This window comes from Streptomyces saintjeani (genome assembly GCF_055409605.1).
The window spans coordinates 1,304,502-1,328,096 of sequence record NZ_CP189624.1; the positions used below are offsets into that span (position 1 = coordinate 1,304,502).

Annotated in this window: 14 protein-coding genes and 1 pseudogene; 6 read left to right on the forward strand and 9 right to left on the reverse strand. The window is 72.1% G+C overall.

Annotated elements, in window-relative coordinates; translation table 11 throughout:
• Positions 1-14: 14 nt before the first annotated feature.
• On the reverse strand, positions 15-1,418 hold the full coding sequence (locus ACQCO7_RS05785; protein ID WP_464070803.1) for an MmgE/PrpD family protein: 1,404 nt from the start codon (positions 1,416-1,418) through the stop codon (positions 15-17).
• Between the two features lie 228 nt (positions 1,419-1,646).
• Here ACQCO7_RS05785 and ACQCO7_RS05790 point away from each other — a divergent pair, with 228 nt between their 5' ends.
• Together ACQCO7_RS05790 and ACQCO7_RS05795 are read left to right on the forward strand one after the other, a co-directional pair.
• Positions 1,647-2,333 (forward strand): GntR family transcriptional regulator, encoded by a 687-nt coding sequence (locus ACQCO7_RS05790; RefSeq protein WP_464070804.1) that lies wholly within the window; start codon positions 1,647-1,649, stop codon positions 2,331-2,333.
• A 168-nt stretch (positions 2,334-2,501) separates the two neighbouring features.
• Positions 2,502-3,305, forward strand: coding sequence for a trypsin-like serine peptidase (locus ACQCO7_RS05795; RefSeq protein ID WP_464070805.1), 804 nt, complete (start codon positions 2,502-2,504; stop codon positions 3,303-3,305).
• A 13-nt stretch (positions 3,306-3,318) separates the two neighbouring features.
• Here ACQCO7_RS05795 and ACQCO7_RS05800 read toward each other — a convergent pair whose 3' ends face one another.
• The 3 genes from ACQCO7_RS05800 to ACQCO7_RS05810 all read right to left on the reverse strand — a co-directional run bounded on the left by ACQCO7_RS05800 (position 3,319) and on the right by ACQCO7_RS05810 (position 7,352).
• Complete coding sequence (locus tag ACQCO7_RS05800; protein ID WP_464070806.1) at positions 3,319-4,830, reverse strand: M4 family metallopeptidase; 1,512 nt, start codon at positions 4,828-4,830, stop codon at positions 3,319-3,321.
• 157 nt (positions 4,831-4,987) lie between these two features.
• Complete coding sequence (locus ACQCO7_RS05805) at positions 4,988-5,911, reverse strand: CE1 family esterase (RefSeq protein WP_464070807.1); 924 nt, start codon at positions 5,909-5,911, stop codon at positions 4,988-4,990.
• A gap of 16 nt (positions 5,912-5,927) precedes the next feature.
• The gene (locus tag ACQCO7_RS05810) at positions 5,928-7,352 is read right to left on the reverse strand and encodes an endo-1,4-beta-xylanase (protein WP_464070808.1); all 1,425 of its coding nucleotides are present in this window, start codon (positions 7,350-7,352) and stop codon (positions 5,928-5,930) included.
• Between the two features lie 619 nt (positions 7,353-7,971).
• Here ACQCO7_RS05810 and ACQCO7_RS05815 point away from each other — a divergent pair.
• Together ACQCO7_RS05815 and ACQCO7_RS05820 are read left to right on the forward strand one after the other, a co-directional pair.
• A pseudogene (locus tag ACQCO7_RS05815) lies at positions 7,972-8,889 on the forward strand (non-reducing end alpha-L-arabinofuranosidase family hydrolase); the annotation flags it as partial.
• Between the two features lie 142 nt (positions 8,890-9,031).
• Positions 9,032-11,644: an RICIN domain-containing protein gene (locus ACQCO7_RS05820; RefSeq protein ID WP_464070809.1), complete on the forward strand. Its 2,613-nt coding sequence runs from the start codon at positions 9,032-9,034 to the stop codon at positions 11,642-11,644.
• Between the two features lie 54 nt (positions 11,645-11,698).
• Here the strand turns inward: ACQCO7_RS05820 and ACQCO7_RS05825 are convergent, their stop codons facing one another.
• Positions 11,699-11,878: a hypothetical protein gene (locus ACQCO7_RS05825; protein WP_464070810.1), complete on the reverse strand. Its 180-nt coding sequence runs from the start codon at positions 11,876-11,878 to the stop codon at positions 11,699-11,701.
• A 290-nt stretch (positions 11,879-12,168) separates the two neighbouring features.
• Here ACQCO7_RS05825 and ACQCO7_RS05830 point away from each other — a divergent pair, with 290 nt between their 5' ends.
• Entirely contained in the window at positions 12,169-12,894 is a 726-nt protein-coding gene (locus tag ACQCO7_RS05830; RefSeq protein ID WP_464070811.1) for a glycoside hydrolase family 16 protein, read from the forward strand.
• 66 nt (positions 12,895-12,960) lie between these two features.
• Here the strand turns inward: ACQCO7_RS05830 and ACQCO7_RS05835 are convergent, their stop codons facing one another.
• From ACQCO7_RS05835 to ACQCO7_RS05845, 3 genes are all read right to left on the reverse strand, one after another.
• On the reverse strand, positions 12,961-14,079 hold the full coding sequence (locus ACQCO7_RS05835) for a fructose-specific PTS transporter subunit EIIC (RefSeq protein WP_464070812.1): 1,119 nt from the start codon (positions 14,077-14,079) through the stop codon (positions 12,961-12,963).
• A 139-nt stretch (positions 14,080-14,218) separates the two neighbouring features.
• On the reverse strand, positions 14,219-15,574 hold the full coding sequence (locus tag ACQCO7_RS05840; RefSeq protein ID WP_464070813.1) for a chymotrypsin family serine protease: 1,356 nt from the start codon (positions 15,572-15,574) through the stop codon (positions 14,219-14,221).
• A 220-nt stretch (positions 15,575-15,794) separates the two neighbouring features.
• Positions 15,795-18,020 (reverse strand): ATP-binding protein, encoded by a 2,226-nt coding sequence (locus ACQCO7_RS05845; protein WP_464070814.1) that lies wholly within the window; start codon positions 18,018-18,020, stop codon positions 15,795-15,797.
• 145 nt (positions 18,021-18,165) lie between these two features.
• Between ACQCO7_RS05845 and ACQCO7_RS05850 the strand changes: the two genes are divergently transcribed.
• Positions 18,166-21,432, forward strand: coding sequence for a S8 family serine peptidase (locus tag ACQCO7_RS05850; RefSeq protein ID WP_464070815.1), 3,267 nt, complete (start codon positions 18,166-18,168; stop codon positions 21,430-21,432).
• A 264-nt stretch (positions 21,433-21,696) separates the two neighbouring features.
• Here the strand turns inward: ACQCO7_RS05850 and ACQCO7_RS05855 are convergent, their stop codons facing one another.
• Positions 21,697-23,382: a YncE family protein gene (locus ACQCO7_RS05855; RefSeq protein WP_464070816.1), complete on the reverse strand. Its 1,686-nt coding sequence runs from the start codon at positions 23,380-23,382 to the stop codon at positions 21,697-21,699.
• Between the last annotated feature and the right edge of the window lie 213 nt (positions 23,383-23,595).

Here is a 23,595-nt window from a genome sequence, read left to right on the forward strand (position 1 = left end):
TGCGGTCGGTCCGGTCAGACGCGGACGGGACGGACGGGGTGGACGGGGCGGACGGCCCGGTCGAGTGCGTCGAGGAAGTCCAGCGACCGCAGCTCCCAGGCGGCGGCGATGAGCGTCTCGGCCTGTGCGGCGCCGATGACGGGGACGACGAGACCGCGGACCTTGTCCTCCAGCGCGGCGTCCGAGAGCGGGTTGGCGGGCTCGCCGTAGGGGTGCTGCACCCGGTGGTTGAGCCGTGTCCCGTCCCGCAGTACGACCGTCACGTCCGCGGGCCGGCCGGCGGTCGGGTAGGCGGCGTCGGCGGCCTCGTCGAGTTCGACGACGACCTTGTCGGCCAGCGCCCGTACCCGGGCGTCGGCCCGTGCCCGCTCGCTGAAGTCGGTGAGCGTGACGGCTCCGCGCACCAGCGCCGTCGCCACCGTGTAGGGGAGGCTGAGCTGTGCCTGGAGCACGGTGTCGAGGACCTTCCCGGCATGGCCGGTGGCGATCCGGAACGTGCCCACGCGGATCTCCTCGACCTGCTCCGGGTCGATGGTGTGCGCCTTGCCGAGCGCGAGCACCGCGTCGATGGCGCCGTGCAGGTGGCGGCAGCAGGGGTAGGGCTTGACGTAGGTGCCGAGGAGCACCCACCGCTCGCCGAGCCCGTCGCGGACCGTCCCGGCGTGCCAGTCGCGGCCCTCCGTGCCGGCGTACGCGGCGAAGTAGCCGTCCTCGCCCTCCAGGGCGGTGGCCGGTCCGGTGAGCCCGGCCCGCGCGAGGTCGGCCGCGGCTATCCCGTCCCGGGCGGCCTTGCCCGGGTGGAGCCGCTTGACCTCGGCGGAGCCGCTGAGGAACTCGAAGAGGCCGCCGGCGTGCGAGGCCGCGACGCCGAGCGCGCTCGCGGTGGTCCGCGCGTCCAGCTCCAGCAGGACGCTCACCGCTGCGGCGGCTCCGAGGACGCCCGCGAGGGGGGTGTTGTGGAAGTGGTTGTGGCGGGTCGCCGGGTGCCCGGCCGCCGCGATCCGGCAGGCCAGCTCCATCCCCACGGCCGCCGCGACGATGACGCGCTCCACGCCGATGCCGCGTTCCTGCGCCACGGCGAAGACGGCCGGCAGGACCACCGAGGTGGGGTGCATGCTGCCCGGCGTGTACCCCTCGTCGGCCTCGATGCCGTGCCCGTTGGTGCCGTTGACCAGCGCGGCCCCCAGGGCGGACAGCCGCCCGTGGCCGATCGCCGTGGCCGCCTCGCCGGGATACATCCGCGCCGCGTGCCCGGCGACCGCGGCCGAGACCGGACCGACCGAGCTGGCGACGACTCCGGCGAGGTGATCGAGGATCATCCGCCGCACGTGCCGGTCGAGTTCCGCGGGCAGCGTGGCGCGCCGCTGTCCGGCGACCCATTCCGCGACGTCCCGGGTGAGCCGTTCCTGTTTGGCCATGCCAGTCTCCAGACTTCCAAAACCCTCGACGCTGAGAGAGGGGGGCGCGACCGGTGCCTGTGGCGTGACCTGGGCCACTTCCGCGCTCCCGCGGTCACGGAGATTACATAGTCTATAGAGTGTTGTCTAGAGGATGCGTAATGCCGACCTCTCCTCTGCACGCTGTACATTATTGAGTTCCACACTCCGGAGCGCCGGCAGCGATCGGCCCCCACCCCGAGGAGCCCGATGAGCCAGGAGGGCAGCGGGTACGCCCCGCCCGTGAGCAGGACCGCCTACGTCGCGGACCGCATCCGTGACGACGTCGCGAAGGGCGTGATCCAGCCGGGCGAACTCATCAAGCAGACCGTGCTCGCCAAGCGGTACGGCGTCAGCCCGACCCCCGTGCGCGAAGCGCTGCGCATGCTGGAGGCCGACGGCGTGATCATCTACTCCCCGCACAAGGGCGCCTCCGTCCGCCAGCTCTCCCCCGACGCGGCCCGCGACCTCTACCGCCTGCGCGCGGCGGCCGAACAGGCCGCGGCCGTGATGGCCGTCGAGCGGATGACACCGGCCGGGCTGGAACTGCTGAAGGAGCGGCACGCCCGGCTCACCGAGGCGCAGCGCGGCGGCCGGGCGACGGCGGCGGAACTCTCCGTCCTCAACCGGGAGTTCCACTTCACCCTCTACCGGCAGTCCTCACCGCTCGTCGCCGAGTACATCGAGACCCTCTGGGTGCGCTTCACCCCGGCGGCCACGATCTGGACCGCCGAACACTCCGCCGCCCTCCACCACGACCACGACCTCATCCTCCGGGCCGTCGTCGAGGGGGACGCGGAGAAGGCGGGCTCCCTCACGGCGGCTCACATCCGGCGAGCCGCGGCGATCCGCGAGCACGAGCCGGACCTCCGGGCGGCCGGCCAGGACAAGCGGTAGGGGTCCGCCGCCGAAGCGCGGCGCGGGAGTCACCGCCGATACCCCCGACGTCCTCACGGCCGAAAGAAGCCCCTTGATCCCCACCGGCCCCACACAAACAATGTGCATGACAAAGTATGTGGCGGCGGGAAGGCTTCCGGCCGCCTCGCCCAAAGGGGACCCCCACCCGTGAGAAAGCCTCTCGTCGCCGCGATCCTCGTCCTGGCCGCCGCCGGTACGGGCACGTCGCCCGCGCACGCGGCACCCGCCGCCGGCCTCGCCGGCACCGTCGTGCTCAGCAACTGTTCCGGCTCGCTCGTCCGCTTCCCGGCCTCCCTGGACACCGACCCGGCACTGGTGCTCTCCAACGGCCATTGCAGCAGCCTGTTCGACCCGGGGGTGGTCGTCACCGACCGGCCGAACAGCCGCACCTTCACCCTGCTCGACGCCTCGGGCGCCCAGGTCGCCACGCTGAAGGCCGAGAAGCTCGCGTACGCGACGATGACCGACACGGACGTGGCGGTCTACCAGCTCACCAGCACCTACGCGGCGATCAGGAGCGCGTCCGGGGTGTCCCCGCTGACCGTCCGGGACACGCGCCCGGCCGCCGGCACCGCCGTCACCGTGGCGTCCGGCGCCTGGAAGAAGCTCCTCGACTGCGAGATCGACGGGTTCGCGCACCGCCTCAAGGAGGACAAGTGGACCTGGAAGGACTCGGTCCGCTACACCCCCGCCTGCCAGACCGTCAGCGGCACCTCCGGCTCACCGGTGCTCGACCGGGCCACCGGTGAGGTCGTCGCCGTCCACAACACCGGCAACGAGAACGGCGCCTCCTGCACCCGGAACAACCCCTGCGAGGTCGGCCCGGGCGGCGACGTCACCGTCCGCAAGGGGATCAACTACGGCCAGCAGACCTACCAGATCCCGGCCTGCTTCACGGCCGGCAACCAGCTGGACCTGAACGCCCCGGGCTGCGCGCTGCCCAAGCCGTAGCGAGCGGCGGCGCTCAGTTCACGTTGACGGCGCTCCAGGCCGCCGCCACCGTGGCGTACTCCGTGCCGCCCGCGCCGTAGAGGTCCCGGGCCGCGTTCAGGGTGGCCGTCCTGGCTCCGGCGTAGTTCGTCGTGGACGTCATGTAGACGGTCAGGGCGCGGTACCAGATCGCGCCGAGCTTGGCGCGGCCGATGCCGGTGATCGTGGAGCCGTCGGACGTCGGGGAGTCGTAGCCGACCCCGTTGACCGTCCGCGCTCCGCTGCCCTCGGCGAGGAGGTAGGCGAAGTGGTTGGCGACGCCGGAGGAGTAGTGGACGCTGAGCCGGGCGAGCGAGGCGCTCCAGTAGTCGGCGGAGCCGCCGTCCCGGCTCGGGCGGTCCAGGTAGCGCAGGGCGTCCCGCTTGAGTCCGGGGCGGACGACCTTCTCGCCGATCAGGTAGTCGCCGGGGTCCTGCGGGTTCGCCGCGTAGAACTCGACCAGTGTTCCCAGGATGTCGGAGGTCGCCTCGTTGAGGCCGCCGGACTCTCCCGTGTAGACCAGTCCGGCCGTCCTCGACGTCACGCCGTGCGCCATTTCGTGCGCTGCCACGTCCAGTCCGGTCATCGGACCGAAGTTGGTGCCGTCGCCGTCGCCGTACGTCATGCAGAAGCAGGCGTCGCTCCAGTAGGCGTTGGCGAGCTTGTTGCCGTAGTGGACGCGGTTGTAGGAGCCCTTGCCGTCGCCCGCGATGCCGTTGCGGCCATGGACGTCCTTGAAGTAGTCCCAGGTCGTGGCGCTGCCGTACTGGGCGTCGACGGCGGCGGTGGAGGGGTCGTCGGCGGTGCCGGTGCCCCAGTGGTTGTCGTCGTCCGTCAGCGGGGACGTGCCGGACGCGTCGCGGGTGTAGGTGTCGCCGCGCGTGGGGTCCTTGAGCTGGTACGCCGCCCCGGAGGGGGTCGTCTCCAGCGTGACCGTGCCGCTGTACAGGGACCGGCCGTCCCCGGTGACCGTCTCCAGGGTGTCCCACGCGTCGATCCGGGCGCCGGTGCGGGCGTCGGTCAGCACCGTGCGGGCGACCGGGTTGCCGAGAGGGTCCAGGGCGGCGGCCTCGGTGCGCCAGGCCAGGCGCGGGGCACCGTGCAGGGCGTCGACGACGAGGTGGGGCTCGGCCTCGACCTGCGTCAGCGTGTCACCGGGGTGGGCCGCGCGCAGCGCGTCGGCGGCGAGGCCGGCCGCCTCGGGGGCCGGTACCTCCGGAGTGATGCCGGGCAGCGAGATCGCCGCCCGCGTCGCCCGGTCCGCGCCCCGGTAGGTGCCGTCCGGGGCCAGGTGGACGACGAAGTCGCCGCCAAGGACGGGGAGTTCGCGGTAGGTGCGGTCGTACCGGATGTGCCGGGAGCCGTCCTTGTCGACGATCACGTCGCGCACGGAGGTCTCTTGCTCGGCCGCGTCGGCGGCCGGGGAGAGCCCGGCGGCCAGCAGCGTGGCGGCGATGCCGGCGGTGGCGAGGCGGGCGTGTCGGGCGTACTGCCCTGTCCTGTTCATGGGTGTCTTCGGTCTCCTGTGGGAAGGGATCATCAGGCTGTCATGTTCACAACCGAATGACGGCTCGAATCAGCCAAGTCCCTTATCGACAGGGGATGTTGTGCGCACCGGAGTGGAGCCGGGACGGTCCGGCTCCACTCCGCGCGAGGGCGCGCCGTCAGAACTGTGCGAAGAACCTCCAGATCTCCGCCTTGCTCCAGGTGGTGGCGCCGTTGTCGCCGCCGGTGCCGTCGACGGGGGCGGGTGCGTGGCCGCCGTCGAACGCGGCCCACTGGACCGGGTATCCGGCACGGCAGCCGGAGTAGGTGGTCGTGACGTGGGTACGGCTGCCCGGCGCGGGTTCGCGCGGGTTCTGGGCGGCGCAGCCGTTGTTGCGGACGAACCGGTCGCGCAGGGAGCGCCCTTGCGAGATGTTCAGGACGGAGTCGCTGACGCCGTGCAGGCCGAAGTAGGCGACGGGCTGGCTGCCCCCGCCGCACCCGCTGATCTCGGCGCCGGAGATGACCGCGACGGCCCGGAAGGCGTTCGCCCGCCCGCAGGCGAGCGCGTAGCTCATGCCGCCGCCCCAGCTGAACCCGGTGGCGAACCGCTGGGCCGTGTTCACGCAGAGGCCGCCCTCGATGCGCCGGATCATGTCGTCGACGAAGACGCTGTCCTCACCGTTCGAGTTGGCCCAGCCGTTGCCGAGCCCCTGGGGGGCGACGAGGATCGCGGAGTTGTTCGACAGTTGCTGCTGGCCGTAGTAGGCCCAGGTGCTCCCGCTCGAACCGCCCGAGGCGACGTCGTTCGCGGTGCCGCCGCGCCAGTGGAAGGCGAAGATCAGCCGGTAGCGGTGGTTGTTGTCGTAGTTGGCGGGGACCCGCAGGATGAAGCTGCGGTTCTTGCCGCCGCTCTGGATCGTGTACGTGCCGCTGGTCAGCGTCGGTGCGCTGCCGCATCCCGCCAGGTCGGGGCCGGCGGGCAGCGGCTGGGCCGTCGCCGTGGTGAGCAGGCCGGCCGCGAGGGTCGCCGTCACCAGGGCGGCGATCCGGGACCACCAGCGCCGCCGTGCGGGAAGGGTGTCGTACGTCGACGTCGTCATCGGATCGTCCCTCCCGTCAGGTCCTGGTCCAGCGCTGGCTGGAGGCGCAGGAGTTGAGCTGGATCAGGGTGCCGTTGGCGGTGCCGCCCGCGGCGGTGTCGAGGCAGAGGCCGGACTGGACGCCGGTGATGGTGCCGTCGGAGTTGAGGCGCCACTTCTGGTTGTCGGCGCCCCAGCAGCCGTAGATCTGGACCCTGGCGCCGACGCCGGTGCCCCCGGCGTCCAGGCACTTGTTGCCGTACACCGTGAGCTCACCGGCGGCGGTGGCGGCCCACTGCTGGTTGGCGTTGGTGTGGCAGTCCCAGAGCTGGAGCTGGGTGCCGTCGGTGGTGCTGGAGCCGGGCACGTCCAGACAGCGGCCCGAGCCGTTCCCCTTGATGGTCCCGCCCCCGGTGGGGGGTGTGGTCGTACCGCCGTTGAGGGCGTTGAGGACGGAGGTGTAGGCGGGCTTCTTGCTGCCGTTGCCGTTGAAGAGCAGCGGGGTCTGCTCCGCTCGCCACGAGTCGCTGTCGCGTACGCCCCAGACGGTCATGCCGAGGCAGCGCGGGACGGCCAGGCAGTCGTTGGTCACGTTGGCGTAGGTCGTGGCCGAGGCGCCCTGGATGTCGAGTTCGGTGATGGCCACGTCGACGCCGAGGGCGGCGAAGCTCGACAGGGTGGTGCGGAAGTTGCTGTTGTAGGCGCTCTCGTTGTTGAAGTGGGACTGGAAGCCGACGCAGTCGATCGGCACGCCGCGCTGCTTGAAGTCCTTGACCATGTTGTACACGCCCTGGGTCTTGGCCCAGGTCCAGTTGTCGGTGTTGTAGTCGTTGTAGCAGAGCTTGGCGGCGGGGTCGGCGGCGCGCGCGGTGCGGAAGGCGACCTCGATCCAGTCGTTGCCGGTGCGCTGGAGGTTGGAGTCGCGCCGGCCTCCTGAATTGCCGTCCGCGTACGCCTCGTTGACGACGTCCCACTGGGCGATCTTGCCCTTGTAGTGGGCCATGACGCCGTTGATGTGGTCGATCATCGCCTGGCGCAGGCTGCCGCCGCTGAGGCTCTGCATCCAGCCGGGCTGCTGGGAGTGCCAGGCCAGGGTGTGGCCGCGCACCTGTTTGCCGTTCTGCACCGCCCAGTTGTAGACGCGGTCGCCGGCGCTGAAGTTGAACTGGCCCCGCTGCGGCTCGGTGGCGTCGATCTTCATCTCGTTCTCGGGCGTCACCATGTTGAACTCGCGGCTCGCGATCGAGGTGTACGCCGAGTCGCCCAGCCGGCCCGAGGCGATGGCGGTGCCGAAGTAACGGCCGCTCTGCTTCGCCGCGGCGCCGAGCGTGCTCTCGGCGGCGTGCGCGGCCGGCGCCGCCGTCAGTGCGGGCAGCACGCCGAGGGCGCCGACGAGCAGCGCCGGCAGCGGGCCTCGGACCCTCCGGCGGACGGTGGGTTCAGGTCGGGCGTACGAGCCCATGGCTGTGCCTCCTCAGGGGACATCACGGGATGTCTGGGGGTACGGAGGGGCCCGGCGTCGTACACCTCTGGGGGGTGTGCGAAGCGTCAGGACGCGCAGGTGCGGACCTCTCCGGAACGGGGTGGCGCTGGAGTTTCGGTGCGCGGATCTGCTGTGCGGCTCGGTACTCAGGGCCGACCGTTCGGCATCTCGAACTGGAGTCGGCCGCTCCGAGAAGGATGATTGAAGGATTGACGGCGAATCGTCAACACTCCTGACGAAGAAACTTTCAGTTTCTCCTTCGAAACATTCGATCGCGCCGAACAGTGCAGCGCACAGGGTTTCCCCGTGCCGCGCGCAAGGTTTTATGGACAGATCGGTTCGAGACCTTGACCGAAGGGTTCTGCGTTCCTACCTTGTGGCGTCAAGGTTCGGGAAACTCTTCGAATGTTTCGAACTGTCCTGCCCCTGGTACGGCCGCTCCGCAGTTCACCGGTGTCACCTCCCCCACAGCCTAGGAGGCCCTCTGATGCGGTTCCGACCCCTGTCCTCGATCCGTCCGAAACGCCTGTCCGCGGCCCTCGCGCCGCTGGTACTCGTGGCCGCCGCCCTCGGCGCCAATACCGCGGCGAGCGCCGCCCCCGCAGCGTGCGACCTCCCGTCGTCCTACAGCTGGTCGTCGACGGGCGCGCTGGCCCAGCCCAAGTCGGGCTGGGTCTCCCTCAAGGACTTCACGGTCGCCCCCTACAACGGCAAGCAGCTCGTCTACGCGACGACGCACGACACGGGGACACGCTGGGGTTCGATGAACTTCAACCTGTTCACCAACTGGCCGGAGATGACCTCGGCGGGCCAGAACGCGATGACGAACGCGGCCGTCGCACCCTCGCTCTTCTACTTCGCGCCGAAGAACATCTGGGTGCTGACCTACCAGTGGGGCGGGACCGCCTTCTCCTACCGGACGTCGACCAACCCCACCAACCCGAACGGCTGGTCGGCTCAGCAGACGCTGTTCACCGGAAGCATCTCCGGCTCCGGAACAGGACCCATCGACCAGACGCTCATCGGCGACAGCCAGAACATGTACCTGTTCTTCGCCGGTGACAACGGCAAGATCTACCGGGCGAGCATGCCGATCGGGAACTTCCCGGGCAACTTCGGCTCCTCGTACACGACGGTCATGAGCGACACGGTGAAGAACCTGTTCGAGGCGCCGCAGGTCTACAAGCTGAAGGACCAGAACCGCTACCTCATGATCGTCGAGGCCCGGGGCGCCAGTGAGCGGCGCTTCTTCCGCTCGTTCACGGCCACCAGCCTGAACGGCTCGTGGACACCCCAGGCCGCGACCGAGAACAACCCCTTCGCCGGCAAGGCCAACAGCGGCGCCGGCTGGACCAACGACATCAGCCACGGCGAACTGCTGCGCACCAACGCCGACCAGACCATGACCGTCGACCCCTGCAACCTCCAGTTGCTCTACCAGGGGCGCAGCCCCAGCTCGGACGGCGTCGACTACGGCTTGTTGCCCTACCGTCCGGGGCTGCTGACCCGGCGCTGACGGCACGGCACATCGCTGAAAGAAAGTTTCTGGATCATGGCAACCCTTCGCGGGGGCTGTGACCACAAGGAGGCGGATCCGCCGGCTCGTCCGGCGGATCCGAGATCTCTGCCGCACGGTATGCAAGGAGAGCACCTCCCCCATGAACAACCCCACGAACGGCGGGCGGCGCGGGCGTCACCGCCGTCGCTGGACCGCCACCGCCGTCCTGCTCGGTACGCCTCTCGCCGTCGTGCCCTACCTGCTGTTCACGCAGGAGGACTCGCAGGCCGCGACGATCGACACCGACGCCTACTACCGGCTGGCCTCCGTGAGCAGCGGCAAGGTGCTGGACGTCAACGGCTTCTCCACCGCCGACGGCACCCGCGTCCAGCAGTGGCCCGACCAGAACACCGCGAACCAGCAGTGGCGGCTGCGGCCCACGGGCAAGGGCTACTACGAGCTGGTCAACCGCAACAGCGGCAAGGTCCTCGGCATAGCGAACCGTTCCGGCGCGGCCGAGCAGCAGACCGACAGTTCCTCCGCCGCCCAGGAGTGGAAGATCAAGGAGGTGGGCGGTCCCGGCGCCGTCACCTTCGTCTCCCGCGCGAACGGCCAGGTCCTGGACGTCACCGGGGCCTCGAAGGCCGACGGCGCGGCGGTCATCCAGTACCCGAGCCGGGGCACCGCCAACCAGCAGTGGAAGCTGGTGCGCACGGACCGGGCCCAGGCGGCCGGGACCGGACCGTACGTGTGGAAGAACGCCCAGGTGGTGGGCGGCGGTTACGTCACCGGGCTGGTGTTCAACCCCCGCGAGAAGGGGCTGCTGTACGCGCGCACCGACATGGGCGGCGCCTACCGCTGGGACGCGGGCGCCGAGCAGTGGATCCCGCTCACCGACTGGATCGGCGAGAAGGACTGGAACCTGCTCGGCATCGACGCCATCGCCACCGACCCCGTCGACCCCAAGCGGCTCTACCTCTCGACGGGCACCTACACCAACGACTGGGCGGGCAACGGCGCGATCCTGCGCTCCACCGACCGGGGCCGCACCTTCCAGCGCACCGACCTGCCCTTCAAGGTGGGCGGCAACGAGGACGGCCGCGGCGCCGGCGAACGGCTCGTGGTCGACCCGGCGAACAACGGCACCCTGCTGCTGGGCACCCGCAAGAACGGCCTGTGGCGCAGCACCGACTACGGCGTGACCTGGCGTCAGGTCTCCTCGTTCCCCGTCAGGAACGGGGCGGGCAGCGGCGCGGGCATCGCCTTCGTGACGTACGGCCCGGCCGGCAGCAGGACCGTCTACGTCGGCGTCGGCGACCGGTCCACCTCCCTGTACCGCTCCACCGACGGCGGCGCCACCTGGCAGGCCGTCTCCGGGCAGCCCACCGGCCAGTTGCCGCAGCACGGCGTGCTCGCCGGTGACGGCTCGCTGTACCTGACGTACACCGACAACCTCGGGCCCAACGGGGTGACGGGGGGCTCGGTGTGGAAGTACGCGCCGGCCGCCGGGACGTGGAAGGACATCTCCCCCTCCCGGGGTTCCTACGGGTTCTCCGGTCTGGCCGTCGACCCGCGCAAGCCCTCCACGGTGATGGTCACCACCCTCGACCGCTGGTACCCCGAGGACGAGATCTACCGCACCACCGACGGCGGCACGACCTGGAAGGCGCTGGCCGACAGGTCGAAGCGCAGCGCCGCCGCCGCTCCGTACGTCGGCACGCACACCGGGCACTGGATGACCGCCCTGGCCATCGACCCGTTCGACTCCGGGCACGTGCTGTACGGCACCGGCAACGGCATCCTGCGCAGCAAGGACGCGGGCGCCTCCGACAGCGGCGGCACCAGCCACTGGAGCAGCGGGGCCCGTGGGCTGGAGGAGACCTCGCTGATCGACGTGATCGCCCCGCCCGGCGGCGCCAGCGTCGTCACCTCGATGGGCGACCAGGGCGGCTTCCGGCACGACGACCTGACCAAGGTGCCCTCCGGGCGGCTGAGCAACCCGATGATGACCAACAGCACCGGCATCGACTTCGCCCAGTCGAAGCCCTCGCTGATGGTCCGCGTCGGCCGGGGCGGCGCGCAGGACGGCGCCTACTCCACCGACGGCGGCACCAGCTGGAACGGCTTCAGGTCGGAGCCGGTGGCCAGTGCGCAGGACGGCCATGTCGCGCTCGCGGCGGACGGCTCCAGCATCGTCTGGACCGAGGCCGGCCAGGCCCCGTACCGCTCGGCCGACCTGGGGGCGAGCTGGACGCGGGTCGGCGGCCTGGGCACAGACGCCGTGGTCGTCGCCGACCGCGCCTCGGCCGGGACGTTCTACTCCCTGTCCGGCGGCACGCTGTACGCCAGCACCGACGGCGGCCGTACCTTCACCGCCCGCGCCACGGGGCTGCCTTCCGGCCGGCTCGCCGCCGTCCCCGGTGTCGCCGGGGACCTGTGGATCTCCGGCAACGACCGGGGGCTGCTGCACTCCACCGACGGCGGCCGTACCTTCGCCGCCCTCGGTACGGTGAGGGCCGCCTCCGCCCTCGGCTTCGGCAAGGCCGCGCCCGGCGCCTCGTACCAGGCCCTGTACCTGATCGGCACCGTGAAGGACGTCACCGGGGTGTTCCGCTCCACCGACAAGGGCGCCACCTGGCTCCGCGTCAACGACGACGCCCACCAGTGGGGCGCCATCGGCTCCCTGGGCGTCATCACCGGCGACCCCGACACCTTCGGCCGGGTCTACGTCGGCACCAACGGCCGCGGCCTCCAGTACGGCGACCCGTCCTGATCCCGTGTCCGGGCGGGGCCGCGGGCCGAGACGGCCGTGCCCCCGCCCGGCCGGTCAGTGGGTGAGCGCCTTGCGGAGCCCGCCGCGCGACGCGTCCCGCCACACCGCCGGAAGCTCCCGTTCGCACGCCTTCGCGGCAGTCTGTTCCTGTCCGTACAGCAGCCCCCGCACGAAACCGGTCTCGCCGGCCGTGTGCGCCGCCACCGCGAGTTCCCGCAGGGTGCTCCGGGCCATCACGCTGTCCTGACGCTCACCCAGGACCTTCTGGACGGCCTTGACCCGCTCGCCGAGGCGCTTGGCCGGTTCACCGAGGGAGCGACGGGCGGGCTCAGCCGCAGATCGTCCGTGCGACGTCGTACTTCCTGAGCGGCGGACGGACCCGGGCTCGGCTTCGACTTCAAAAGCCAGGACATGATCCGTGTCGGGGATCTTGTCAAAGGTTGAACGGAGTCCTACATTCCGGTCATGACGAGGAGCGAGGAATCGCTCCCATCCCCCCATGTCATCCGAGCAATGGAGCCGTGATGTCGTCGGTACTTGTCAGACCGGGACGCCTGATAGCCGTCGCCCTGGCGACGCTTTCCCTGCTTCTCCTGGGGCAGCCCCACGCCGAAGCGGCGTCCTGGGGATCCCCTCAGACGGTCAACTCGTGGAACACCGTCAACGCACGGTGGACCGCCAACAACGAGCTGGAGACCTACACCCCCGACTGCGTCTGGTACGAGGGCAACACCCTCGTCATCAAGACCTACCGGTCGGGCGGCACGTACTACTCGGGCCGGGTGGAGTCGAAGGCGCTCTACGGCTACGGCACCTACAGCTTCACCGCGAACATGCCGAGCGGCCGGGGCCTCCTGCCGGCGGTCTGGGCGGCCTACCTGAACCCGTGGCTGCCGGAGTTCGACGCCGCCGAGATCGTCGGCCAGAACCCGGGCACCGTCTACCAGACGTCGCACGACGTCAACAACGCCCAGACCCAGTTCTCGAAGACGAACTCCTCGGGCTGGACCAACGCGTTCCACACGTACTCGTTCACCTGGTGGCCCGACCACATCGACTTCGCCGTGGACGGCACCACCACCGGCACCAAGTGGTACACCACCCCCAAGGGCGTGGGGATGCGCTTCATCGTCAACACGGCGGTGGGCGGCGACTGGCCGGGCAACCCCGACGAGTCGACCTGGGCCACGTCGGACGGCGCGAGGTACCTGAAGGTCTCCTCGATCACGTACACGCCCTACACGCCCTGATCGTCGCGGGCTCGCCGGGAAAGACGTGCGCCCCCGCCGGGCGGGGGCGCACGTCGCCGGAAAGGGTCAGGCGCCGGTCGCGAGGGCCTTCCCCCTGACAGCGGCCGGCGCGGGCAGGCGCAGGCTCTTGAGGGCCACGGTCAGCAGGACGGTGATCACGACCCCGCCGGCGACCGCGAGCAGGAAGAGGAGGGGCTTGCCGGTGTCGCCGAGGGCGAAGGCGCCGCCGTACGGTGCCTTGCTGGTCGGGCCGAGGATCATGACGAGGGCGCCGGTCACCGCGCCGCCCGCCATGGACGCCGGGATCACCCGCAGCGGATCGGCGAGGGCGAACGGCACCGCGCCCTCGGGCAGGAAGGCCGCGCCGAGCAGCCAGCCCGCCTTGGCGTAGCCGCGCTCCTCGTCGCTGAACAGGCCGCGCCGCACCAGCGTGGCCAGCGGCAGGGCGAGCGCCGGGACCATGCCGGCCGCGATGACGGCGGCCATGATCGTCATGTTGAAGGTGCTGAACCGCGTCGGATCGCCGCCGCTCAGCTCCACCGCGCCGTAGGCGATGGCCGTGCGGGTGATCACCCCGCCGAGGTCGGCGCAGGCCATCGCGCCGAGGACGAGGCCGGTGGCGACGGTGTTCTCGAACTGGAGGAAGGCGAGCTGGTCGTGCAGCCAGCTGCCCAGGGAGTCGAGCAGTTCCCCGACGACCCCGAGGACCAGGAACGCGGTGAGCACGGTTGTCACCAGGGGGAACAGCCATGCCGAGGCGGCGCCGCGCCACCGGGGAGGAACCGTGACGCGTCCGAGGGCGAGGGTGACGAAGCCGGCGCACGCCCCGGCGGCGAGCCCCGAGAGGACCCCGCCCTGGACCCCGGCGGCGGCCAGTCCGCCCACGGCCGCCGGCACCACCGCGGGCCGTCCGGCCAGGCTGTGGGCGACGAGTCCGGCGACCGCTGCCGGGAGGAAGGCCAGCGCGGTGAGGCCGGTCTTGAGCAGCAGCGCCGCCCAGGTGCGCAGCTGGGTCCAGTCGCCGGTGAACAGGAGCTGGGAGGCGCTGTCCGACAGGTGCGGGCCGCCCACGGCGAGCGCGAGGACGACCATGACGCCGGGTATCGCGACGAGCGGTGCGAGCTGGGGGGCGTAGCCGGTCAGCCGGGTGGCGAGCCGAGGGCCGGGCGGGGTGCGACGGGGCATGGGAGGCTCCTGGGGAAAGGGTGGGGACGTGCGGGGCGGCGGCCCCGGAGGGTGCCGGACACGCGCGGGCCACGGGTGTCCGGCACCTGCGGGACACGGCGACGGCCGTGGCCCGCGCGGACTGTCGGTGCGTCGTGATTCAGTGCGTCGTGATGAGGTCGGAGCCGAACTTCTGGAGGATGTCGTCCAGCTTCACCCCGACCATGTGGATCGTGCGCTGGCCGCAGCAGTTGTCCCAGATGGCGCCCGCGTTCTCGCCCACGATGTAGGCCGCGGTGCCGCTGGGGTCGGTGATGTAGATGGGGGCTCCGGAGTCTCCGGGCTTGGTCTCCAGCCCGTTGTTGTACCTCGGGAAGTTGGTGCCGCCCTTCTCGAAGAGGAACCCGGAGTTGTTCTTGATGCAGACGTCCGTGCCCGACCAGCAGATGTTGAACTGGCCGTTGGAGATCGGGTGGCCGCAGTGGTTGAAGCTGACCGCGCCGCTCACGCACACCTGAAGGCCGAAGTAGACCGGCTGCTTGCCGAAGACCCTCATGTGACTGCCGCTGATCTGGCTGCCCCCGGTGTAGATGATCGGGGCGTAGTCGGTGCCGCTGAGCTCCTCGGCGTCGACGTCCGTGTTCCGCTTGTACACCTTGCCCACATAGTTGTTGCTATTGGCACCCCCGCTGTAGTTGCGGTTGTAGACGTTGATCCACCAGCCGTAGCAGTGCGCGGCGGTCACCAGCTTGTCGCCGCCGGGCCAGTCCTTGACCGCGAACCCACCGGTGCACTGGCCTCCGCCGGTCGCGCCGATCAGCGCGTTCCCGCCCCAGAAGGGCGACCAGTCGGCGAAGCGGGTGTTCTGGGGCTCCATCCGGGACTGGGACGTCTCCAGCTGGCCCGGGTGGGCGTCGCTGAGCTGCTGGAGGGCCGAGTCGGGGGCGTCGCTGCGGACCTGGAGCTTGTCGTTCTGGGCGTCGTACTCCGTGGCGACGGCGTAGGTGCCCGCGTCGGGCGCCCACTGGCGGTCCGTGACCGTCTTGCCGAGGCTGTCCAGGGCGGACTGGGTGAACTGGCTGGTCTTGACGGTGGCGTGCGCGTCGGCCGGGACCTGCGCGGTGACCTGGGCCTGCTCGTCGGCGGAGGTGCCGGCCGGCAGGACCAGGACCGGGGCGGAGGCGTCACCGAAGACGCCCAGCGCCGCGTGGTCCTGCGCGATCTTGTCGAGCTGCTGCGCGGGCTGCTCGTCGGGGGCCGGCGCGGGCGGGGCGGAGGCGTCCGTGGACTCGGGGACGGATTCCTTGGGCGCGTCGCTCGCGCCGTCCGAAGGCTGCGCGGAGGGGTCCGCGGGCGCGTCGGAGGGGGCGGCCGACGGCGCGGAGGAAGCCGGCGCCGGCGACGGATCGCCCCCGTCGGCGTGGGCGGCGGTCGCGGGCGCCGCGAACAGCGCCGCGGCGACGGCGGCCACCGCGACGGCCTTCCGCACACGCGCCGTCTGCGTTCTGATTCTCACGTCTTGCTCTCATTCTCGAAGCGAGCGGCCGGGGCCCGCACGAGGCACGGAGCCACCACGGTCCGCCCTGGGAGCCGAAGCTGTTCGAGCCGATGCCGGGCGGGCCGGCCCGGTCGGCGCGGGGACGGGCCCTTCGCGCAGAGCACGATGATGGTCGCGGGGTCCGGCGCGGGCATGCGCGGTTCTACCCATTTCCGCTTTCCGCGAGGAGCGGGAGGGTTCACACCGTGGGCTGCCGCGCCCACCAGACGGCGATCTGGGAGCGGCGGCGCAGGCCCAGCTTGGTCAGGATGTTCTCGACGTGCCGGTCGGCGGTCCTCGGGGAGAGGCTGAGCCGCTCCGCGATCAGCCGGTTGGTCAGGCCCCGGGCGACCAGCGCGGCGACCTCCCGCTCACGCCTGGTCAGGGACGGCGCGGCGTCCTCCCGCAGGGCGAGGGCGAGGGCCTGGGCCGGGGTGTCGTACCGGCTGCCCTCCGCGAGGGCCGCCTCGTACGCCTCCGGGCCCAGCGCCGCGGCGACCGTTTCCGCGCAGCGCGCGTGGTGGGCGCCGAACTCGGCGCCCACGGGGAGACTGACGCCACGGGCCAGCGCGCTCACGGCGCCGAGCAGCAGCGCGGAGCGCTCGTGGGCGCCGGCCGACGGCTCGGCGGCGGCGATCCAGGCGAGCAGGTCAAGTGCTCGCGCGGTCGCCACGAAGTCGTCGAAGTCGCGCAGGATCTCCAGGGCCGCCCGGATGTGCGCCAGGGCCTGCTCGTGGTCGCCGCGTGCCCGCAGTTCGTAGCCCAGCGCCAGCAGGGCGTAGGAGCGGCAGTGCCGTTCGCCGTGCGCCTCGGCGAGGGCCACCGCGCGTCTGCCGGTGTCGAGGGCGCGCGGGTCGGACAGGCGGCTCTGGGCGATGGTCAGCTGGAAGAGCCAGAACAGCGGCTGCGCGCTCTCGCCGGCCCCGTGGTGGGTGGCGAGCGCCTCCTCGAAGTGGGCGAGGGCCTGTGCCGGCCGGTCCAGCAGGAGCGCCGAGGTGCCGCGCAGCCCCTGGGCGGAGGCCAGGACGGACGGGCTGCGCAGCAGGTGGCCCAGTCGCTCGGCCTCCGCCAGCCGGTGCCGGGCGGCTTCGTGGTCGCCCTGGAGGAGGGCCAGGTAGGCGGCGGCGGACAGGGCACGGGCGCGGGGCAGGGTGGGTTCGGGTGCGGCGTCGAGCGCCCGGTCGAGGCGGCGGCGTCCTTCGCCGAGCAGGCCGCCCGCGCTCCAGTGGAAGCGGAGCGCGGCGGCCAGGGCGAGTCCGGCCCGCGGGTCGCCGTCGTGGTGGTCCAGGGCCGTGCGCAGGTTGGCGTGTTCGGCGCGCAGCCGGGCCAGGGCCTCCGGCTGGCCGGGGCCGTACCAGCGCAGCGCGAGACCTTCGGCGAGGGTGAGGAAGAAATCGCGGTGCCGGCGCGACAGGTCCCGCAGCTCCGGTTCGGTGAGCCGGGCGTACGCGTACGCGCGCAGGATCTCCGGGAGGTGGTAGCGGCCGTCGCGGGCGACCACGACGGACTGGGCGACCAGCCGGGCGAGGAGGCCGGGCACCTCGGCGGCGGCGATGCCGTCGCCGGAGCAGACGTCCTCGGCGGCGTCCGGGCCGAAGCCATCGCGGAAGACGGCCAGCCGGTTCCACAGCAACTGCTCGGCGGGGGTGCACAGTTCGTAGCCCCACTCGACCATGCCGCGCAGGCTGTGCTGGCGCGGCGGCGCGGTGCGGCAGCCGCCGGTCAGCAGCGCGAACCGGTCCGTCAGCCGTTCCACGGCCGCGTCGAGAGTGAGGCTGCGCAGCCGGGCCGCCGCCAGTTCGATGGCCAGTGGGAGCCCGTCCAGCTCCGTGCACAGCCGGACGGCCTGGGCCCGGTTGGCGTCGGTGACCCGGAAACCGGGCCGGACGGCGGCGGCCCGGTCCTGGAGCAGTTCGACGGCCTCGCCGTCGGCGGGCAGCGGCGCGAGGGTGTGGACGTGTTCGCCGGGGACGGCCAGGGCCCGGCGGCCGGTGGCCAGGAGGCCGAGTCCGGGGCAGGCCGCGAGCAGCGCCGTGGCCAGGGCCGCGCTCCCCTCGGGGAGGTGCTCGCAGTTGTCGAGCACGACGAGGGCACGGTGGCGGGCCAGCTGGTGGGTGAGGGTCTCCAGGGCGGGCCGGGTGCCGAGGTCGGGGAGGCGGAAGGCCGCCAGGGCCGTCGCGGCCACCGTCGAGGGGTCGCGCACCGGGGCCAGGTCGACCAGCCAGACGCCGTCCGGGGAGGCGGTGCGGGAGAGGGCGGCCACGTGCAGCGCCAGCCGGGTCTTGCCCACTCCGCCCGGGCCGGTCAGCGTCACCAGCCGTACGGTGCGCAGCAGCCGGCGGACCTCGGCCACGTCGCGCCGCCTGCCCACGAAGCTGGTCAGCGGGGCCGGCAGGTTGCCGGCGATGGGGGTCGGACCGGTCACGCTTCACCTCGTGCGTCACAAACGTCCCCCGAGCGTATCCGCTGCCGTCCGGCCACGCGTCGCCCCCTGTTCGAGAACCGAACGCGCGTGACGCGCGTGATAGCGGAGAACGCAGGGGTACGCACACACGAGCGGGGGGACGCGAGTGGGAACGTCAGCACGCGCGAGAACGGCGGCACTGGCCGCCGTGGTGGCCGGGGTCCTGGTCACGGGAGCAGCGCCGGCCACCGGCTCCGGCCCGCACCACGGGCCGGACCCGGCCTCGGCCGTCACCCTGATCACCGGGGACCGCGTGACCGTCGGCGACGACGGCCGGGTCGCCTCGCTCGTCCGCGGAGAAGGCCGCGAGAAGATCGGCTTCTCGGTACGGCGCGAGCGCGGCCACACCTACGTGATCCCGCAGGACGCCCTGCGCCTGGTCACCGACGGGGTGCTCGACCGGCGCCTCTTCGACGTCGCGCGCCTGACGGCGGACGGCTACGGCGACGCGCTGCCGCTGATCGTCGGCTACCGGAAGGGCGGCGCCCCGGCGGCGGCCCGCGCCCGCGACCCGTTCGCGGGGGTCGCCGTCCGGGAGCGGCGCGCGCTGCCCGCCGTCGACGGCGAGGCGTTCGCGGTGCCGAAGACCGGGGTCCGGGACCTGTGGGCGGCCGTCACCGGCCGTACCCCGACCCGTACGGCGACCGCCTCCGCGCGGCCCGTCGCCCACATCTGGCTGGACGCCAGGGTCCGGGCCTCCCTCGCCGAGAGCGTCCCGCAGATCGGTGCCCCGGCCATGTGGAAGTCCGGCTACACCGGCAAGGGCGTCACGGTGGCGGTCCTGGACTCGGGCGTGGACGAGACCCACCCGGACCTCAAGGGGGTGGAGATCGCGCAGAAGAACTTCAGCGGCGCCCCGGACGCCAAGGACCACTACGGGCACGGCACCCATGTGGCGTCCATCCTCGCCGGGAGCGGCGCGCGGTCCGGCGGGCGCTACCGGGGCGTGGCGCCCGACGTGCGGTTGCTGGACGGCAAGGTCCTGGCCGACGACGGTTTCGGCGACACCTCGGGCATCGTGGCCGGCATGCAGTGGGCCGTCGACCAGGGTGCGCGGGTGGTCAACATGAGCCTGGGCTCCCTCGACTCCCCCGGTGTCGACCCGCTGGAGGCGGCCGTCGCCCGGCTGTCCGGCAAGGCCCTGTTCGTGGTGGCCGCCGGCAACGACGGCGACCGGCCCGGCACGATCGCGACACCCGGCAGCGCCCCCGCCGCGCTCACCGTGGGGTCCGTGGACAAGCAGGACCGGATCGCCGACGACTCCAGCCGTGGCCCGAACCTCGACGGCACGCCCAAGCCCGACCTCACCGGCCCCGGCGTCGACATCACCGCCGCTCAGACCACGCAGGGCGACGCGCCCGCAGGCGACGGTTACGCCGTGCACAGCGGGACGTCGATGGCCGCCCCGCACGTCGCGGGCGCCGCCGCGCTGGTGCTCCAGCGGCATCCGGACTTCAGCGGGGCCCGGCTGAAGGCGCTGCTTACCGGCTCGGCGAAGCCGAATCCCCAGTTGAACGCCCATCAGCAGGGCGCGGGCCGGGTGGATCTGGAGCGCGCGGCCACCGCGCAGGTCGTCTCCGAGCCGGGCTCCCTCGGTTTCGGCACGCAGGCGTGGCCGCACGCCGACGACAAGCCGCTCTCCAAGGCCCTCACCTACCGCAACCTCGGCACCCGGCCGGTCACCCTCCGGCTGAGCACCGCGGGGGCCGCCCCGGCCGGCATGTTCACCGTGAAGGACGCCCGGCTCACCGTCCCGGCCGGCGGCACCGCGAAGACCTCCGTCGTCGTCGACACCGGCAAGGGCACCCGGGACGGCGTCTTCGGCGGCACCGTCCTCGCGTCGGGCGACGGGCAGCAGGTGCGTACAGGGCTCGTGGTCGAGCGCGAGGCGGAGTCCTACGACGTCACGGTGCGGCACATCGACGCCGACGGGGCGAAGCCGGCCGCGTACACGACGACGATCGCCTCCCGGGGCGCGGGCGGCGGGTCCGTGGAGCTGCCGTACCGGTCGAGCGGCACGGTGGTGCAGCGGCTGCGCAAGGGGACCTACCAGCTGGACAGCATCGTCTTCGCGGCGGACAACGAGCCGGGCTTCTTCGTCCAGCCGGTGCTGGCGGTGACCAAGAACGTCACGGTCACCCTCGACTCCCGCAAGGCGAAGCCGTTCACCGTGAAGGCCCCGGATCCGGCCGCGCGGCCCGTCACCTCCGTCGTCGGCTACTTCGACCCGGGCATCGGCACGGGCAACTCCTGGTCGTCCGGCGGGGCGCCGCCGGTCCGCACCCTGGCGCTCGGCCCGGCCTCCCCCACGATGAAGGCACAGTTCAACGGCGTGTGGCAGAAGCCCGGGGCGAACGTCGACTACCGGTTCGCGTTCCACCGCGAGGGCAGCTTCTTCACCGGCCTGAACCGCACCCTCACCCGGGCCGAGGTCGCCGAGGTGAAGCTCGGCTTCGGCGCCTCCGGCACCGGCGCGAAGGGGCAGGTCCACATCAGGCCGCTGGACGAGCAGGGCGACAGCGTCGGCATCGCCGAACCGCCGGAGCGGAAACTGCCCCTGTCCACCACGCACTACCTCAACACGGACGGGGTGCGCTGGTCCTGGACGGCCGCGCAGGTCGACGGCCGGGGCGAGGTGCGCACGCTGTACACGAAGGACGCGGTGGCGTACAGGCCGGGCTCCCGTCAGACGCTGCTGTTCAACACCGGTGTCGTCGGCCCCGACCTCGCGGCGAAGGGTCCGCAGGGGCAGGGCGCCGAGCGGACCGGTGACCGGATCAGCGCGCGGGTCGCGCTGTTCGTCGACGGCGGCGGCCATGCCGGGTCGCCGGTCGTCACTCAGGGGTTCGCCCGGCTGGAGTCCGGCGGACGGGTCCTCGCCGAAGGGGCCGCGACGGACTGGCTGAGCACCGAGGTGCCGGGCGGCTCCGCCGCGTACCGGCTGACCGTCGAGGCGGGCCGCGCCGCCGTGGACACCGCCACCAGCACCAAGGTGACGGGGGTGTGGACGTTCACCTCGGCCCGGCCGGCCTCGGGCGGTACGGTCCGGCTGCCGCTGTCGACGGTGCGGCTCGCCCCGCAGCTCAGCCTGCGCGGCACGGCTCCGGCGGGCGGCACCCTCACGGTCCCGCTCCAACTCGCCGGCCCGGCCGCCGGGGCCGGACAGGTCGCCGCCCTCACGGTGGCCGTCTCCTTCGACGCCGGGCGCACCTGGAAGCCGCTCACCGTCGCCACCGACGCCAAGGGCTCCCGCTCGGTGACCGTCAAGCATCCGGCCACCGCCAAGGCCGCCTCCTTCCGGGTCGACCTGAAGGACAAGGCCGGCAACACGGTCCGCGAGACGATCACCAGCGCGTACCTGCTCGCACCCTGAGGGCCGTCACAGGTACCGCTTCCGGCCGGCCGAGGCCGACTTCTACCGGGTCAGCGACGTGCACCGGTATCCGAAGGGGGCAGCGGCCCGGCCGGAGGCGAACCGGACGCTCGCGGTCACCGCGTACCGCAAGCCCTCCGACGGGGACCCCTCTTCAGATAACCGACATGGTGCTTACGGAGATCCGCGACCGGACGGGCCGGCGGGTTCTCCCCTTCGAAGCCGCGGTCACCGCGGCTTCCCCCGAAGCCCGTGCCGGACGGCTCAGCGTCTGCCGGCCTTGACCGTGGTCGTGGCCTGCGTGGGCTCGGTGCGTGCGTCGCCGCTGAACACCGCGGTGAACGTCGTGTTCTTGGTGATTCTGTACGTGATGACGAGCTTGCCGTCGCGGTTCACCACGGCAGCCCGCACCAACTTCTTCGCGCCGCCCGCCGGTTGCGCGTAGACCGAGACCTTGCGCTCCTGCTCCTTCCACGTTCTGCCGAGCTTGGCGGTCAAGGTGGCGTTCTTCCCCGATACGACGGTCTTGGCGTTCCCGGTGAGGGTCAGTGTCGTCCTGTTGCGCGGGACGGTGACCGTGGCGGTGGCGGTCACGGGGGCGTGGGTGGCGTCGCCGGGGTAGCGGAGGGTGTAGGTGACCTTGCCGCCCACTGCCGGGGTGTCCTCGATCCCGAACACGCGGTCGCGCGACAGCCACACCGTGCGGGTGCCGAGCGGCTTCCCCTTGGGCGAGGCGGCGTCGGTCCGCGTCACCTCGATCGGCACGGAGCCGGGCAGGTCGGGCGAGACGTAGCCGAACGTGCCGGTCAGCGTCAGTTTCCGGTCCAGCGGGGCTTTCGCGGGCGCGGTGACGCTCAGCCTGGTCTCCGCCTTGGAGGCGTCGTCGATCGACCGCAGAACGAGGTTCTTCCCGCTCGCGCCGTCGCTGGTGAGGACGAACAGCCTGCTGCTGTCGGGTGCCCAGGCAAGGCCGTGGGACTGCACGGAGTTGTAGGTGCCGGTGCTGATGAACCGGGTCGCCCAGGTGGCGCCCGGCCGGTAGACGTAGGTGTCGACGCCCCTGCCGTACACGACCCCCACGGCCAGCGTGCCGTTCGGGGCGTACTCGACGGAGTTCGGCAGGCCCTGGATCGACAGGTTTCTGCCGCTCTTGTCGCCGAAGAGGTCGGGGCGGAGGTTCGTCACGAAATCCTCCACGCCGTCCGCGGCGACGATCTCGTTCCCGTCCGGCGAGACGGCGAGATCCTCCAGGCCGCCGAGGCTCTCGGGCATGATCTCCTTGCGGTAGGCGCGCCTCTGCGCCGTACCCGAGGAGACGTCGTAGACGGCGAGTTCCTCCGGGGAGCGGTCCTTGTTCCCCGCGACGAGGACTCCCCCGTCACCGCCGGGAGCGGTGGTCAGCTGGGGTGCCGACTCCCAGGGCACCCCGCCCGACTGGTCCAGCGTGACGGCCGGGACGGTGCCGGAGAGGTCGAGGGAGCCGATGTTGCCTCCGCCCCGCGCGTACGCGCCGTACCCGAACCAGAGTTTGCCGCCGGCGAGGGCCAGGTCCATCGGGGCGGTGCGCGCGCCGGTGGCGTAGCGGGCGGTCTCCTTGAGTGTGACCGTGTCGACGGCGGAGATCGCGTCGGCGCCGGTCAGCGCGACGTAGAGGGTGGCGGAGTCCTCGCTCACCACCATCCCGTCGGCGCCGGTCTCGCCGGTGATCCGGCCCACGGCCTTGCCCGTGTAGTCGGCGACGACCACGGAGTCGGTCTTCGGGTCGCTGATGAAGACGTGTCGGTGGACGCCGTCCACCGCCATCTCGCCCCGCGGCCAGTCCGCCGAGATGGGCAGAGTGGCCCGGCTGTCCGCGGCGGCGGTCCCGGTGAGGCAGGCGGACCCCAGCAGAACGGCGACCGCCGAGGTCGCCGTGGCAGCGGTCCGAGAAGTGGCATGACGAACACGCATGGTGTTGCCCCCCGTTCACAAATATTCCCGGCCGGTTCCGCGATGGCCGGGATCAGTCTTCGCCAAGGGTATGCCACGCCTCGCACATGAGTGCGACCACGCCCCAGGACGAAGACCAGCCCGCGCGACTACTCCCCCGGGACTAATCTGCACCCCCTGTCGCCCCCGGGAGTACGCGTCACCTCGCCCTCCCGTCCGACGAAAACCGTGGTT